Annotated in this window: 15 protein-coding genes and 1 pseudogene; 10 read left to right on the top strand and 6 right to left on the bottom strand. The window is 64.9% G+C overall.

Annotated features, from left to right (window positions below; translation table 11 throughout):
• Window positions 1-24: 24 nt before the first annotated feature.
• The 8 genes and pseudogenes from ACVIW0_RS24095 to ACVIW0_RS24060 all read left to right on the top strand — a co-directional run bounded on the left by ACVIW0_RS24095 (window position 25) and on the right by ACVIW0_RS24060 (window position 8,956).
• Window positions 25-1,490 (top strand): annotated as a pseudogene (locus tag ACVIW0_RS24095) (form I ribulose bisphosphate carboxylase large subunit).
• A gap of 12 nt (window positions 1,491-1,502) precedes the next feature.
• Window positions 1,503-1,928, top strand: coding sequence for a ribulose bisphosphate carboxylase small subunit (locus tag ACVIW0_RS24090; protein WP_461354603.1), 426 nt, complete (start codon window positions 1,503-1,505; stop codon window positions 1,926-1,928).
• 110 nt (window positions 1,929-2,038) lie between these two features.
• Window positions 2,039-2,971, top strand: coding sequence for a CbbX protein (gene cbbX, locus ACVIW0_RS24085; protein WP_461354602.1), 933 nt, complete (start codon window positions 2,039-2,041; stop codon window positions 2,969-2,971).
• Window positions 2,968-3,684 (top strand): HAD family hydrolase, encoded by a 717-nt coding sequence (locus tag ACVIW0_RS24080; RefSeq protein WP_461354601.1) that lies wholly within the window; start codon window positions 2,968-2,970, stop codon window positions 3,682-3,684. The genes cbbX and ACVIW0_RS24080 overlap by 4 nt, the downstream gene beginning before the upstream one ends.
• 495 nt (window positions 3,685-4,179) lie before the next feature.
• Complete coding sequence (gene chvE / locus ACVIW0_RS24075; protein WP_461354600.1) at window positions 4,180-5,247, top strand: multiple monosaccharide ABC transporter substrate-binding protein; 1,068 nt, start codon at window positions 4,180-4,182, stop codon at window positions 5,245-5,247.
• 56 nt (window positions 5,248-5,303) lie between these two features.
• Window positions 5,304-6,878 carry a multiple monosaccharide ABC transporter ATP-binding protein gene (gene mmsA / locus ACVIW0_RS24070; RefSeq protein ID WP_461354599.1) on the top strand — a complete coding sequence of 525 codons (1,575 nt, stop codon included), beginning with the start codon at window positions 5,304-5,306 and terminating at the stop codon, window positions 6,876-6,878.
• Entirely contained in the window at window positions 6,875-8,065 is a 1,191-nt protein-coding gene (mmsB, locus tag ACVIW0_RS24065; RefSeq protein WP_461354598.1) for a multiple monosaccharide ABC transporter permease, read from the top strand. Before mmsA ends, mmsB begins: the two co-directional genes overlap by 4 nt.
• 57 nt (window positions 8,066-8,122) lie before the next feature.
• The gene (locus ACVIW0_RS24060) at window positions 8,123-8,956 is read left to right on the top strand and encodes an inositol monophosphatase family protein (protein ID WP_461354597.1); all 834 of its coding nucleotides are present in this window, start codon (window positions 8,123-8,125) and stop codon (window positions 8,954-8,956) included.
• Between the two features lie 234 nt (window positions 8,957-9,190).
• Here ACVIW0_RS24060 and ACVIW0_RS24055 read toward each other — a convergent pair whose 3' ends face one another.
• The 6 genes from ACVIW0_RS24055 to cobU form a co-directional block, all read right to left on the bottom strand.
• A complete protein-coding gene (locus tag ACVIW0_RS24055; protein WP_461354596.1) occupies window positions 9,191-10,540 on the bottom strand; it encodes a glycosyltransferase family 87 protein in 1,350 nt (449 codons plus the stop codon).
• 207 nt (window positions 10,541-10,747) lie between these two features.
• On the bottom strand, window positions 10,748-11,485 hold the full coding sequence (locus ACVIW0_RS24050; protein ID WP_461354595.1) for a CbtA family protein: 738 nt from the start codon (window positions 11,483-11,485) through the stop codon (window positions 10,748-10,750).
• Window positions 11,486-11,495: 10 nt separating this feature from the next.
• Window positions 11,496-11,687 carry a CbtB domain-containing protein gene (locus ACVIW0_RS24045; protein WP_021082128.1) on the bottom strand — a complete coding sequence of 64 codons (192 nt, stop codon included), beginning with the start codon at window positions 11,685-11,687 and terminating at the stop codon, window positions 11,496-11,498.
• Window positions 11,684-12,028 carry a hypothetical protein gene (locus ACVIW0_RS24040; RefSeq protein ID WP_461354594.1) on the bottom strand — a complete coding sequence of 115 codons (345 nt, stop codon included), beginning with the start codon at window positions 12,026-12,028 and terminating at the stop codon, window positions 11,684-11,686. The genes ACVIW0_RS24045 and ACVIW0_RS24040 overlap by 4 nt, the downstream gene beginning before the upstream one ends.
• Window positions 12,006-12,638 (bottom strand): 5,6-dimethylbenzimidazole synthase, encoded by a 633-nt coding sequence (gene bluB / locus ACVIW0_RS24035; protein WP_461357409.1) that lies wholly within the window; start codon window positions 12,636-12,638, stop codon window positions 12,006-12,008. Before bluB ends, ACVIW0_RS24040 begins: the two co-directional genes overlap by 23 nt.
• A gap of 46 nt (window positions 12,639-12,684) precedes the next feature.
• Window positions 12,685-13,188: a bifunctional adenosylcobinamide kinase/adenosylcobinamide-phosphate guanylyltransferase gene (gene cobU / locus ACVIW0_RS24030; RefSeq protein ID WP_461354593.1), complete on the bottom strand. Its 504-nt coding sequence runs from the start codon at window positions 13,186-13,188 to the stop codon at window positions 12,685-12,687.
• Between the two features lie 145 nt (window positions 13,189-13,333).
• Here cobU and cbiB point away from each other — a divergent pair, with 145 nt between their 5' ends.
• On the top strand, window positions 13,334-14,257 hold the full coding sequence (cbiB, locus tag ACVIW0_RS24025) for an adenosylcobinamide-phosphate synthase CbiB (protein ID WP_461354592.1): 924 nt from the start codon (window positions 13,334-13,336) through the stop codon (window positions 14,255-14,257).
• Between the two features lie 9 nt (window positions 14,258-14,266).
• Window positions 14,267-15,232: a threonine-phosphate decarboxylase CobD gene (gene cobD, locus ACVIW0_RS24020; protein ID WP_461354591.1), complete on the top strand. Its 966-nt coding sequence runs from the start codon at window positions 14,267-14,269 to the stop codon at window positions 15,230-15,232.
• Window positions 15,233-15,270 lie beyond the last annotated feature (38 nt).

Genomic DNA, 15,270 nt, shown 5'->3' with positions numbered 1-15,270 from the left:
GAAAGACAGGAGATTCAGATGAATATGCAGCAGTCGATCACCGTGCGTGGCAAGGATCGCTACAAGTCCGGCGTGATGGAATACAAGCGGATGGGCTATTGGGAGCCGAACTACGAGCCCAAGGACACCGACGTCATCGCCATGTTCCGCGTCACGCCGCAGGACGGCGTCGATCCGACCGAGGCTTGCGCGGCGGTGGCCGGTGAATCCTCGACCGCGACCTGGACCGTGGTATGGACCGATCGGCTGACCGCCGCGGAGAAATACCGCGCGAAGTGCTATCGCGTCGATCCGGTGCCGAATTCGCCGGGCAGCTACTTCGCCTATATCGCCTACGACCTCGATTTGTTCGAGCCGGGCTCGATCGCGAATCTGACGGCGTCGATCATCGGCAATGTGTTCGGCTTCAAGCCGCTGAAGGCATTGCGACTCGAGGACATGCGGCTGCCGGTCGCCTATGTGAAGAGTTTCCAGGGCCCGGCGACCGGCATCGTGGTGGAGCGCGAGCGGCTCGACAAGTTCGGCCGCCCCTTGCTCGGTGCCACCGTGAAGCCGAAGCTCGGCCTGTCCGGCCGCAACTACGGCCGTGTTGTTTATGAAGCGCTGAAGGGCGGGCTCGACTTCACCAAGGACGACGAGAACATCAACTCGCAGCCCTTCATGCATTGGCGTGAGCGCTTCCTGTACTGCATGGAGGCGGTCAACCGCGCGCAGGCCGCGACCGGCGAGATCAAGGGCACCTATCTCAACGTCACCGCGGCGACCATGGAGGACATGTACGAGCGTGCCGAGTTCGCCCATGAGCTCGGCTCCAACATCGTCATGATCGACCTCGTGATCGGCTACACCGCGATTCAGTCGATGGCGAAGTGGGCGCGCCGGAACAACATGATCCTGCATCTGCATCGGGCCGGCCACTCGACCTACACCCGGCAGCGCAGCCACGGCGTCTCGTTCCGCGTGATCGCGAAATGGATGCGGCTGGCCGGCGTCGATCACATCCATGCCGGCACCGTGGTCGGCAAGCTCGAGGGCGATCCCAACACCACGCGCGGCTACTACGACATCTGCCGCGAGGACTTCAACCCGATGCAGCTCGAGCACGGCGTGTTCTTCGACCAGAATTGGGCGAGCCTCAACAAGCTGATGCCGGTGGCCTCCGGCGGCATTCATGCCGGCCAGATGCACCAGTTGCTCGACCTGCTCGGCGAGGACGTCGTGCTGCAATTCGGCGGCGGGGGGGCGGCACCATCGGTCATCCCCGCGGCATCCAGGCCGGCGCCACCGCCAACCGCGTCGCGCTGGAAGCGATGATCCTCGCCCGCAACGAGGGCCGCGACTACGTCCACGAAGGGCCGGAGATCCTGGCCAAGGCGGCGCAGACCTGCACGCCGCTGCGCGAGGCGCTCGAGGTCTGGAAGGACGTCACCTTCAACTACGAATCGACCGATGCCCCCGATTTCGTTCCCACGCCGAGCATGGCGGTCTGACAGGAGGTTCTCATGCGCGTGACCCAAGGCTGCTTCTCTTTCCTGCCCGATCTGACCGATGAGCAGATCGCTGCGCAGGTTCAGTACTGCCTCGACAAGGGCTGGGCGGTGAACATCGAGTTCACCGACGATCCGCACCCCCGCAACACCTATTGGGATATGTGGGGCCTGCCGATGTTCGACCTGCGCGATGCCGCCGGCATCATGAAGGAGCTCGCCGATTGCCGGCGGGTCTATGGTAACAGCTACATCCGAATCTCCGGCTTCGATTCCAGCCATGGCTGGGAATCGGTGCGGCTGTCCTTCATCGTCAATCGGCCGCGTTCGGAACCCGGCTTCCGGCTCGACCGCCAGGAGGCCGCCGGACGCAACCAGCGTTACGCGACGCATGCCTATGCGGCCGATCGCCCGGAGGGCGAACGCTACGCCGATCATTGACCGCGTCCGGTTGGCAAGCCAGGCGGGTTGCTCCCTCGACCGTCTGGTCCGGATGCACTTCTCCGTCGTCGCCGCAGCGACGACGGAGCTTTTCTGACAGCGAGAGGATGATGACACAAGCGCAAGAAAAGATCGGCGAGCAGACCCGCGAGACCCCGCTCGAGACCGTCGACCTCCGGCATGAATTCGCCGACCTCGGCATTGGTGACGTGCTCGACCAGCTCGATTCCGAATTGATCGGCCTGAAGCCGGTGAAGACCCGTATCCGGGAGATCGCCTCGCTGCTTTTGGTCGAACGCGTCAGGCAGAAGATGGCACTGGCGACGACATTCCCGACCCTGCACATGTCGTTCACCGGCAATCCCGGCACCGGCAAGACCACGGTTGCGCTCAGGATGGCCGGCATCCTGCACAAGCTCGGCTTCGTGCGCCGCGGCCACGTCATCAGCGTCACGCGCGACGATCTTGTCGGGCAGTATATCGGCCACACCGCGCCGAAGACGAAAGACATCTTGAAGAAGGCGATGGGCGGCGTGCTGTTCATCGACGAGGCCTATTACCTCTACCGTCCCGAGAACGAGCGCGACTACGGCCAGGAGGCAATCGAAATCCTGCTGCAGATCATGGAGCAGCAGCGCGAGGATCTGGTGGTGATCCTGGCCGGCTATGGCGACCGCATGGAGAAATTCTTCCAGAGCAATCCGGGCTTCCGCTCCCGCATCGCGCATCACATCGACTTCCCGGACTATTCGGACGGCGAGCTGCTGCGGATCGCCGAGCTGATGTTGCAGCAGCAGAATTATCGTTTCTCCCCTGAGGCACGCGAGGCCTTCACCCGGTACATCGGCATCCGCAAGGACCAGCCGCTGTTCTCCAATGCGCGCTCGGTCCGCAACGCGCTCGACCGCATCCGCCTGCGCCAGGCCAACCGGATCGTGGCGAAGCTCGACCGCACGCTCACCGCCGCCGACGTGATGTCGATCGAGGCCGGCGACGTGCTGGCCAGCCGCGTGTTCGCCAAAGGAGCGGGCGAGGGGCGATGAACCAGGCGCTCGCAATGATCCGGACCTCCGGGATGCGCGACATCATTGCGAACGCCCGCGCCTTGATCTTCGATGTCGACGGCACGCTGGCCGAAACCGAGGAGGTGCACCGCCGCGCCTTCAATGAGGCGTTTGCCCAAGCCGGGCTCGACTGGTTCTGGGATCAGGTCACCTACCGGCGGTTGCTCCAGGTGGCCGGCGGCAAGGAGCGGATTCGGGCGTTCGACAAGCGCAACGCGGTTCCGTCGCTGACATTTGCCGAGATCGCCGATTTGCACAGGATCAAGACCGCGCGCTACGCCGCGTTGATTTCCGCGGGCGGCTGCCCGTTGCGACCGGGGGTGCGCGCCTGGCTCGCCGGTGCACGCCGCCGCGGCCAGCGCCTGGCGATCGCCACGACCACCTCGCGTGGCAATATCGATGCGCTGCTCTCGGTCGCGCTCGGGCTGGATTGGGCCGATCTGTTCGAGGCGATCGTGGCCGGTGACGACGTGCCGCGGAAGAAGCCGGCCCCTGATGTCTATGTCGAGGTGTTGGCGCGGCTCGCGCTTGGTCCGTCGGATTGCATTGCCGTCGAGGATTCCGGAAATGGCCTCGCTGCTGCGGCGCAGGCCGGTATCCCCACGGTCATCACCCGCAGCACCTATTTCAGCGACGACGATTTTGCCGGGGCGTTGCTGGTTGTCGATGATCTCTCGGAGATCGACGCCTGAAGCTGCGGCTGGCACCGGCTGGCAGTCCCGATTAATTTATTCATTCAGTGAAATAAATGATGCTTGCATCCCTAGCGTAGCGGAGGCACACTCCGACCAAAGGTTGCTGAGGGCAGATGCACCACCTCATGACGCTCCATTCGCCGATCAATTTATTCGGACAGTTAAATAAATGACCAGTCGGTGCTTGCAGACATATGGCAGGGGCAACATCCACCGAAGGTTGCTGGAAACAAGTACCGCACCACCAGGCTTTCCGGCGGACGCTGGTGCGCGCCGACAATGCCGAGAGACACGCGGCCAATGATCCCCCGCTTCATTCCTGCGCCTCGTCCGTCCCACGACATGACTCGCGGATGAAAAATTTCGGCTGGTGACGATCCCCGCGCGATCCGACATCGCGGCAGACCTGCGACCAGCCCACCAATGATAGCCGTCGATTGACGCTGTCCACGGCAACGGTAAACCAACTCAAAAAAACCAAGGGAGTGAAGCATGTTCAAGTTGAAGACCACGTTGTTCGCGCTGGCGTTGGCAGGTCTCTCCGTGGCCGCATCGGATGCGTTCGCGCAGAGCAAGGCCACCATCGGCATCGCGATGCCGACCAAATCCTCGGCGCGCTGGATCGACGACGGCAACAACATGGTCAGGGTGCTGAAGGAGCGCGGCTACGGCACCGACCTGCAATATGCCGAGGACGACATCCCGAACCAGCTCTCCCAGGTCGAGAACATGGTGACCAAGGGGGCCAAGGTGCTGGTCATTGCCGCGATCGACGGCACCACGCTGTCCGATGTCCTGAAGCAGGCCAAGGCCCAGGGCATCACGGTGATCGCCTATGACCGGCTGATCCGCGACACGCCCAATGTCGACTACTACGCGACCTTCGACAATTTCCAGGTCGGCGTGCTGCAGGCGAGCTCGATCGTGAATGCACTGGGGCTGAAGGACGGCAAGGGTCCCTTCAATATCGAGCTGTTCGGCGGCTCGCCCGACGACAACAATGCCTATTTCTTCTACGACGGCGCGATGTCGGTGCTGAAGCCGTATATCGATAGCGGCAAGCTCGTGGTCGGCAGCGGCCAGATGGGCATGAACAAGGTCGCCACCTTGCGCTGGGACGGCGCGACCGCGCAGGCGCGGATGGACAATCTGCTCAGCGCCTTCTACGGCAAGAAGCGCGTCGATGCGGTGCTCTCGCCCTATGACGGCCTGTCGATCGGCATCATTTCCTCGCTGAAGAGCGTCGGCTATGGCAGCAAGGACCAGCCGATGCCGATCATCAGCGGGCAGGATGCGGAAGTGCCCTCGATCAAGGCGATGCTGCGCGGCGAGCAATACTCGACCATCTTCAAGGACACCCGCGACCTCGCCAAGGTCACCGCCGACATGGTCGATGCCGTGCTGAGCAAGAAAGAGGTCAGTGTCAACGACACCAAGACCTACAACAACGGGGTCAAGGTGGTTCCGTCCTATCTGCTCAAGCCGGTCGTGGTGGACAAGACCAATTGGGAGAAAGTCCTGATTGACAGCCGCTACTATAAGCGCTCGCAGTTCGAGTAGGATGGATCGCCGGGCGAACCGCGCCAAGGCCAATCGACGCTGCAGGACATGATCCGATGACGGCAATGCTTGAGATGCGCGGCGTCAGCAAGAGCTTTGCCGGCGTGCAGGCGCTGCGCGACGTCAGCTTCACCGTGGAAGCCGGCGAGATCCATGCCCTGGTCGGAGAAAACGGTGCCGGCAAGTCGACCCTGATGAAGGTGCTGAGCGGGGTCTATCCCGCCGGCAGTTATGACGGGTCGATCGTGTTCGATGGCGAGGAACGGCGGTTCCGCGACATCAACGACAGCGAGGCGCTCGGGATCATCATCATCCATCAGGAGCTGGCGCTGATCCCGCTGATGTCGATCGCCGAGAACATCTTCCTGTCGCATCCGCCGTCGCGCTTCGGCGTCATCGACCGTCACGCGGTGCACCGGCGCACCGCCGCGCTGCTGGCGCAGGTCGGCTTGCGGGAGGCTCCGGACACGCTGATCACCGACCTCGGCGTCGGCAAGCAGCAGCTGGTGGAGATCGCCAAGGCGCTGTCCAAGCGGGTGCGCCTTTTGATCCTCGACGAGCCGACCGCCAGTCTCAACGAGGCCGACAGCGCTGCCTTGCTCGATCGGCTCCTGACCTTCCGCGAGCAGGGCATCGCCTCGATCCTGATCTCGCACAAGCTGAACGAGGTTGCGCGGGTTGCCGACCGCATCACGGTGCTGCGCGACGGCCGCACCGTCGACAGCATCGACTGCCGCACCGAGCGGATCGAGGAGGATCGTATCATCCGCAGCATGGTCAACCGCGATCTCGCGCATCGCTTTCCGAAGCGAAGCGCCGAGATCGGCGAGCCCGTGATGAGCGTGGAGAACTGGTCGGTGTATCATCCGCTGCATCCCGAGCGGCAGGTGATCAAGAATGTCGATTTCAAGCTGCGCCGTGGCGAGGTGGTCGGCATCTCCGGCCTGATGGGCGCCGGCCGCACCGAGTTCGCCATGAGCCTGTTCGGCCGCGCTTGGGGCACCAACGTCACCGGCACGGTCCGCCTCGAAGGACGTGAGGCCGATCTGTCCAGCGTGCCGGCCGCGATCGCTTCCGGACTTGCCTATGTGACCGAGGACCGCAAGCAGCTCGGGCTGATCCTGGCCGCCGACGTCCGCAAGAACGTGACGGTGGCGAGCCTCGGCAAGGTGTCGGAGCGCGGCGTGATCGACGATGTCGTCGAGCTGAAGGCCGCGAGCGACTACCGCACCCGGATGCGGATCCGCTGCTCCGACGTCTACCAGGCGACCGGCGACCTTTCGGGCGGCAACCAGCAGAAGGTGGTGCTGTCGAAATGGCTGATGACCGATCCGAAAGTGTTGCTGCTCGACGAGCCGACGCGCGGGATCGACGTCGGCGCGAAATACGAGATCTATTCGATCATCAACGAGCTTGCCGAGGCGGGCAGGGGCGTCGTGGTGATCTCGTCGGAGATGCCCGAGCTGCTCGGCATCTGCGACCGGATCTGCGTGATGAATGACGGCGCCTTCGTCGGTGAGTTCGCCAGGGAGGACGCGACCCAGGAGAAGATCATGCGCGCCATCATGCGCAATGTCAGGATGTCCGGCGTGGATGGCGATGCTGTGCAGGTGGGAGGCGGAGCGCAATGACCGACAAGACGGTGTCACTTCCCGAGGCCCCGAAGCATTCCGGCTTCATCAAGAACAATCTGCGCAACTACGGCATGCTGCTGTCGCTGCTTGCGATCATGCTGTTCTTCGAGATCGTGACCGACGGCACGCTGTTGCAGCCGCTCAACCTCACCAATCTCGTGCTGCAGAACAGCTACATCGTCATCATGGCGCTCGGCATGCTGCTGGTGATCGTCACCGGGCATATCGACCTTTCGGTCGGCTCGGTCGCGGGCTTCGTCGGCGCGGTCGCGGCGGTCTTGATGGTGCGCTACCATGTCGGCTACCCGATCGCGTTCGTCGCCTGCCTGCTCCTGGGAGCTGCGATCGGCGCGGCACAGGGCTACTGGGTCGCCTATTTCAAGATTCCCTCCTTCATCGTGACGCTGGCGGGGATGCTGGTGTTCAAGGGCCTGGCGCTCGCGGTGCTGCAAGGCCAGTCGGTCGGGCCGTTCCCGCCGACCTTCCAGAAGCTGTCGTCGGGGTTCATTCCCGAGCTGTTTCCCAGCGCCGGAACCTTGTACCCGACGTCGTTGCTGATCGGCGTCGCGCTGGCGTTCATGCTGGTGCTGGCCAGCGCAAAGAGCCGGGCGCGCGAGCTGGCCCACGGCATCGAGGTCGAGCCCTACGCCTTCTTCATCGTCAAGAGCATCGCGCTGGCGGGTGCGGTGCTCTACTTCACCTATCTGATCGCCTCGCATCGCGGCCTGCCCAATGTGCTGGTGATCATGACCGCGCTGATCGCGCTCTATGGCTTCGTGACCCGGCGCACCGTGGTCGGCCGGCAGATCTATGCGGTCGGCGGCAATGCCAAGGCGGCGAAGCTGTCCGGCGTCAAGACCGAGCGGCTGACCTTTCTCACCTTCGTCAACATGGGCGTGCTGGCCGCGCTCGCCGGGCTGGTGTTCGCAGCCCGGCTCAACACCGCGACGCCGAAAGCCGGCCTCGGCTTCGAGCTCGACGTGATCGCCGCCTGCTTCATTGGCGGCGCCTCGGCCTATGGCGGCGTCGGCCGCGTCGGCGGTGCAGTGGTCGGTGCCATGATCATGGGCGTGATGAACAACGGCATGTCGATCCTCGGTATCGGCATCGATTATCAGCAGGTCATCAAGGGTCTCGTCCTGCTGGGCGCCGTCTGCATCGATGTCTACAACCAGCGCCGCTGACTGCGACGTGGTCACATTTCTGCGGTAGAATGCCTGGGCAACGCAGGAGAATGCCGCATGAAATTGTCCCATGCCGATGCGCTGACCATCGGAAACATCCTCACTGAGGTCGGCCGCAGCGAGATCATGCCGCGCTTTCGCCGCGTGCGGGAGATCGAGGTCCGCACCAAGACATCGGCGTTCGACGTCGTCACCGAGGCCGACGAGGTTGCCGAGCAGGCGATCTCGGCGGCGCTGCTGCGGGCGTTCCCGAATGCCGCCGTGATCGGCGAGGAGGGCACCGCGCGCGATCCTGCCGCCCTCGATCAGGTCGGAACCGCGGAGCTCGCCTTCATCATCGATCCGATCGATGGCACGCGGAATTTCACCTCCAACCTGCCGCTGTTCGGCAGCATGGTGGCCGCCACCATGCGCGGCGAGATCGTGTTCGGCGCGATCCATGATCCCGTCAGCAACGACACCGCATTCGCGCTGCGCGGCGAGGGGGCGTGGCTCGATCTGCCCGACGGCAGGCGGCATGATCTGAAGGTGGCCGCGGCGGTGCCGGTCAATCAGATGGACGCGGTGGTCGGCGTCAACTTCCTGCCCGAGCCACTGCGCGCGATCGTCGCCGGCAATCTGTCCAAGCTCGGCGCCAGCGCCTGGCTCCGCTGTGCCGCGCATGAGTATCGCATGGCAGCGTCCGGCCATTGCCATCTCTTGATCTACAACAAGCTGATGCCCTGGGATCACGCCGCGGGCTGGTTGTTGCATCGTGAGGCCGGCGGCTACAGCGCGCATTTCGACGGATCGCCCTACAAGCCGGTCAATCTGACCGGCGGCCTGCTCTGCGCGCCCGATGAAGAGAGCTGGCATACGGCCCGGCAGGCGATTCTGACGCGCACGGAATAGGGCGGAAGGTGCGTTAGCGCGAGCTTGGATTCGCAACGACGGAGCAGGCCTCAGGTTCAACTGCCAAACAGCTTGTTCAGTGTCATCACCCGCGAAAGCGGGTGGTCCAGTATTCCAGAGACGACTGTGCTAGAGCCGAGAAGCCGCGGCGTACTGGATCGACCCGGTCGAGTGGGCGATGACAGTTTTAGTGGGGACGCAGCTTCGCATTCTCGTGACGCGCCGTCGGGCAACTCAGCGCTTGGCGATCTCGGCCGGCGCGTCACAAGAAGCGGGCAGATGCCTGATCCGTCGCGCCACCAGCGCGACGAGGGCCGCGGCAGCGACCGGTGCCAGCTGCAGGCCGTTGGCGCCCGCAGGCACCATCGCGAACGGCGTCACATAAAGCGCGGCAAGTGCGATGCGCTCGTATGGAAGCCAGCCCTGCGCAAGCGCTTGCGCGACCAGCCACGCGCCGGGGATCGCCAGGATCACCATCTCGTAGCTGCCGAGCGACGGCACGCACAGCGCGGTTGCCGCCACCATCAGCGCGATCTCGGCCGCGCCGCCGCGGCGTTTCCGCAGCGTCGCGATCAGAACGGCGATAGCGATCGCGGCCGAGGCCATCTGAACGGCCCAGGCAACGCTGCTCGAGCCGCCGGCCAGCCTGATTGCGGCGTAGGGACTTGCGAACTTCTCGAAACCGGGCTGGCCGCCGAGGCTCCAGGCGCCGGCTTCCGGCAGAACGGCAAGAAATTTGTACCACGGCTCGATCCCGAAGCTCGCGGTGGCCGCCAGCACGAGAACCAGCGTCGTTGCGACCGCAGCACCAAGCGCGCGCCAGCGTCGCGTCAGGATCAGCACCAGCGGGGCAAGCAGGGCGACCTGCGGCTTGTAGGCAAAGCATCCGAGCAGGACGCCGGCGATCACCGGATGGCGGTCCAGCGTCACCGCCGATCCGCCGAGCAGCGCCGCCGAGAACAGCGAGTTCTGTCCGAACAAGGCGCACACCCAGACGCCGGGAAAGGCGAGCGCGGGAACGATCGATCCGCCCTTGAGGATGGCCCTCACCGCCGCTGCATAGGCGGCGCCGGTCGCGACCACCCAGATGATCGCGGCGGTTGCAAACGACACCAGCGCGAAGGGAAGCCAGAGCAGCAGCGAGGTCGGTGGGTAGAAGAACGGCGCGTAGGTCTTGTGACCGAGCACGGCCGCGACCGCGGCGCGGCCCACATCACCATAGGCATCGCCGGCGTGGCCTTCGCGCGCGAGCTTTGCCGCGGTCCAGAATGCCGCGAAGTCGGGGCCGACATCCATCGTCGGTGCCGCCCATGGGATGATCGCGACGCAGCCGATGAGCAGCAGGAGGAAGACGCGGGTGAAGGCGGTGACGCGATCGGCCGTCAGCCAGTCGGCGTCGCGCAACGCGGCGACCAGCGCGCGGCTCCGCCGCGAAGATTGTGCTGTCGACGCACCGGACGACTGGCCGATCGCGCCGCGCTCTGTCACCGCGCCGCGAGCTGCGTCAGCCTGCGCCGCGAGATCAGCCGCGGCATGATCGGCGAAGGCCAGGCTGTGCCCCTCGAGGTTCGACTTTTGCGACATCGGCCGCTTCATTCCGATTGCGTCGTGCACGCGCCAGCTGTGGACCAAATCGTCTAAGGTTGCGTAAACCCGGCTGCTGCAAATGGGGTGAGGCAGAAAGTAGGGCCTGGCGATGGACATTGCCCTTGTCCAGGCCGCGCATGGTAAAGAAACCCCCAACGCGCGGCCGGGCAGAAGGGCGGCGCGAGTCTCTATCGAGCGATGAGGTCAGGCTTCCGCGGGCCGGTCGAAATAGGCGAACGCGGCGCTGGTCAGGCTGCCGAGCAGCGACCAGAACACCAGGCTGGTCAGTGTGACCGCGACCACAAACTGATGTGACAATGACGAGGGCACGTTGGTCTCGACATGCTCGAGCTCAGGCGCGCCGATCAAATGCGGCAGCATGATCAGGACCACGCCGGCGATCGCGGCCGGCGCCGAGCGCCGGAAAACGATCAGCCCGAGGCCGGCCGAGGTCGCCAGCACCGCCATCGTCCACCAGATCTGGCGCGAGAGCAGCGGCGCGGTGGGAACGCCAGGTAATTCGGGCGGCAGCCCGAGGCCCGGGGCGATGGTGAACACGGTGAAGCCTGCGAGGCCCCACATCAGACCCTCATGCCAGGAGATCGACTCGCCGGTGGCGCCGCTGCGCACCGAAAAGAAGCCGCACAGCAGCAGCGCAAAGCCGATCGCGGTCAGGATATTCGCGCCCGCCGTGTAGAGATTGCGCTCCAGGCCGTCCTTCGGCTCCCAGGCCTCCGCACCATGTGCCGCGTCTGCATGATCGTGCACCAGGATAGCGTGCGGCAGCGTGGAGGCTTCATGCTTGTGCTCGGCGGCCTTCTCATAGACCTCGGCCCTGAGGATCAGGGGCACGGTGCCGTACTGCTGGACCGCGGTGACGATCAAGCCAACGATGAATCCGGCGATGACCGACGAGAAGACGATCGAGCGAAACGTGCTCATGCCGACAGGGTCAGTGGCAGGGGAAGGCGTTGGAGTGGCGCACGTCGTGCGCGGCGTTGTGGATCACGTCGATATGCGAGAAGCCGACCACGCCGACGATGAACAGGCCGAGCGTCATCGCCATCAGAGACTGGGCAAGCCGGCCGACCTGTCTTGTGGCGACCGGCAGATGCTGGGCTTGCGCGGTCTGGGACTGGCTCATGGTCGTTCTCCACGTTCGATTTGGTCGGCTTCTAGCAGCTTTCGGGCGATGTCGCGACTGGTAAGATGCAGATTTGTTGCAACCGGGATGCGCTTGCCTTCAATCTTGGCGCGCGCCGCGGCCCTGAACGCATCCTCAAAGCGCGCGAAATAGCGGAGGCAGGCGGGCGGCGTCGGGTCGGCGCCGAGCAGCGTCCGAAACGCGCCGCGATGCACGGCGCAGATCGCGTCGTGCTCCGGGAGGGCAAAAACCAGGGAGGCGATATCGGCGCGCCAGTGAACGCCGCCGGTCGCGGTGCCGCGTCTAGCCGCAGACTGGTCAGCGCCGGACGGTGAATTCATCCGGACCACGCCGCGATTCCCAGTTGGCCTGCTCGAGCTCCGGACGATCGCATTCGGCCTGGGGATATCCGATGCAGAGATAGCCGATGAATTTCCAGGCGGCCGGGATATCGAGGATCGTATGAATGCGGGGCGGATTGAGGATCGAGATCCAGCCGAGCCCGATGCCGTCGGCGCGCGCGGCAAGCCACATCGCGCAGATCGCAGCCACCACGGAGTAGTCTGAGGTCTCCGGCATCGTCGCGCGGCCGAGGCCGGAGCCGATCTGATCGGTCTTGTCGGCGAACACGGCGAGGTGGCCGGGCGCCTCTTCGAGGCCTGACAGCTTCAACGCGGCGTATTTCGCGGCGCGCTCACCTGAATAGGACCGCAGCGCATCGGCGTTGCAGGCCTTGAAGTCTTCGATGACGGCGCGGCGCCGCGCCGCATCGTCGACAATGACGAACCGCCAGGGCTGGCTCAACCCGACCGACGGCGACAGGCAGGCGATTTCGATCAGGCGCTCAATCGTGCCATCCGGCAGCGGATCAGTCCGGAAGCGGCGCACGTCGCGCCGCCACACGAACAGCTCGTGCAGTTGCCGGCGAAACGTGTCGTCGAATGAGATCATCGCGGGGCCTTTGGCTGGGTCGATCTCGGAGTTCATTTAAGCTGCATTACTTAAGCTTCATGGGCAGGCCCGCAACGACGAATTCGACTTCGTCTGCGACGCCGGCAATGGTCTGGTTCATCAGGCCGGCGGCATCGCGAAACGTCCGCGCCAGTGCATTGTCAGGCACGATGCCGAGGCCGACCTCGTTGGTGACGAAAATGACCGGGCTGCGCTGATGCTGTAGCGCGTCCGCCAGCCGCGCCACCTCCCGCGACCAGTCGCGCTCCGCATGCAGCAAATTGGAGAGCCAGAGCGTCAGGCAATCGACCAGCCTTGCGCCGCCGCCATCGGTCGCGGACAGCGCCTCCACGAGATCGAGTGGCACCTCGCGCTCGATCCAGTCGTTGCCCCGCCGCGCGCGATGTTTTGCGATCCGCTCGTTCATCTCCGCATCGAGCGCCTCGGCGGTCGCGATATAGACCCGCCGCCCCGGAAAGCTCCGCGCACGAAGTTCAGCGCGCCGGCTTTTCCCGGAGCGGGCTCCACCCGTGATCAGAATTACCGCCATGCAATCTCCTGTTACGTCCGCTCTAACCACCAATCGCGGGGAAACACAAAGCCGAAATCGGCCTCGGAGGGCTTGCACTCGGCCGATGTCTTGCGCATCAGGGGGATCGCGGCGAGGAGTGGGTGAAGTGGGATTTGCGGGTGCGATGGCGATGGCGATGGCTGTGGATGCCTTGATTGGCTGGCCGTCCGCGGTGTTTGCCCGCATCGGGCATCCCGTGACCTGGCTCGGCCGGCTGATCAATCTTCTCGACCGCGCCTGGAACCGGGACGCTGATGCGCCTTCGTTGCGGCGCGTGGCAGGTGTTGCGGCGGCCATCCTGGTGATCGCGCTGGCGGCAGCGATCGGTTGGGCGATTCAGTCCGCGCTCGCATCCGGGTGGGTGCGTGTTATTCTTGTTGGTGTCCTGGCGTGGCCGCTGTTGGCGTTGCGCTCGCTGCATGACCATGTCGCCGCGGTAGCAAATCCGCTCACCTCCGGCGACGTCGCGGCCGCACGTCTGGCGGTCGCGCAAATCGTCGGCCGCGATCCGGCAACGCTCGACGATGCCGGCATCGCGCGCGCGACCATCGAGAGCCTCGCCGAAAATGCCTCCGACGGCATCGTGGCGCCGGTATTCTGGGGCGCGCTGTTCGGCCTGCCGGGAATTTTGGGCTACAAGGCGATCAATACGCTGGACTCCATGATCGGCCATCGCACCGAGCGGCATGAGGCGTTTGGCTGGGCGTCGGCCCGGATCGACGATCTCGCCAATCTCATTCCGGCGCGGCTGAGCGGCCTCCTGTTCGTGCTGCTCGCCCCAGATCGTTCGCAGGCGTGGGCGTGCATGCTGCACGATGCGCGCCGCCATCGCTCACCGAATGCCGGTTGGCCGGAAGCGGCGATGGCCGGCGCGCTCGGCGTGCGGCTCAGCGGTCCGCGGATCTATCACGGTCGCGTCGCCGATGAGCCTTGGTTGAACGAGGGCGCCCGCGATCCGCTTGCCGCCGACATTCTCGCCGGCCTGAAGCTTTATCGTCACGCCATGATGCTGCTGGCCGGGGTGTTCGTCGCCCTGGCGTTGCTGTAAGAGCGGCACATGCAAGAGCACGGTGGAAATCTCGACGTCGCCCGGCAACGCTTCGGCGGGGCTGCGGAAGACTGGATCGACCTGTCGACCGGGATCAATCGGGTACCTTATCCCGTGGTCGACGTCGAGCCACGGCAATGGAGCGCGCTGCCATCGCGATCCGAGATCGAAACGCTGCACGCCGCCGCGCAGCAGGCCTACAGCACCAGCGCGCCGATCGTGGCGATGGGCGGTGCGCAGGCCGCCATTCAGTTGCTGCCGCATCTGGCGCCGGGCGGGCGCGCGCGCATCCTTGGGCCGACCTATAACGAGTATGCTGCAGTGCTGTCGGCGGCCGGCTGGGACGTCACCGAGGTGTCCGATCTCGCCGCACTCGCTGGAGCGGACATCGCCGTCGTCGTCAATCCGAACAATCCCGATGGACAGCGCCATGACCGGCACGACCTGCTGGCGCTGCTGCCGCGCGTTGGCCGGCTCGTGATCGACGAGAGTTTTGCGGATGCCGTACCCGGTATCTCGCTTGCGTCGGAAGCGGGACGAGCGGGCCTCCTGATCCTACGCTCATTCGGCAAATTCTATGGGCTGGCCGGCTTGCGGCTCGGCTTCGCCGTTGGCGGCGAGGCTGACATTGTTGCGCTTGCGGCAATGGTAGGGCCATGGCCAGTTTCCGGCGCCGCAATCGCGATCGGGCGGCGCGCCTTGCTCGATCGGGAATGGGCCAAGGCGACTGCTGCACGTCTGGCGGAGGACTGCGCCAGGCTCGATACGGAGACGCAAGTGCAGGGTTGGACGCTGGTCGGCGGCACGCCGCTGTTTCGTCTCTACGACGTCGGCGATGCGCTGGTTGCACAGGAGAAACTTGCCCGTGCGCAAATATGGTCGCGCGTCTTCCAGCTAAAGCCGGGCTGGCTGCGCCTCGGTCTGCCGGGCAGCGAAACCGAATGGTCTCGCCTTTCCGCCGTACTGTCGGTCTGATTGTTGCGTTCGCGCGAACCGGTGTCCACTTCGCTCGA

It is taken from the genome of Bradyrhizobium sp. USDA 4454, assembly GCF_054822705.1.
The sequence above is the reverse complement of the archived record's forward strand: the minus strand, read 5'-3'. Positions and strand labels throughout refer to the sequence as shown.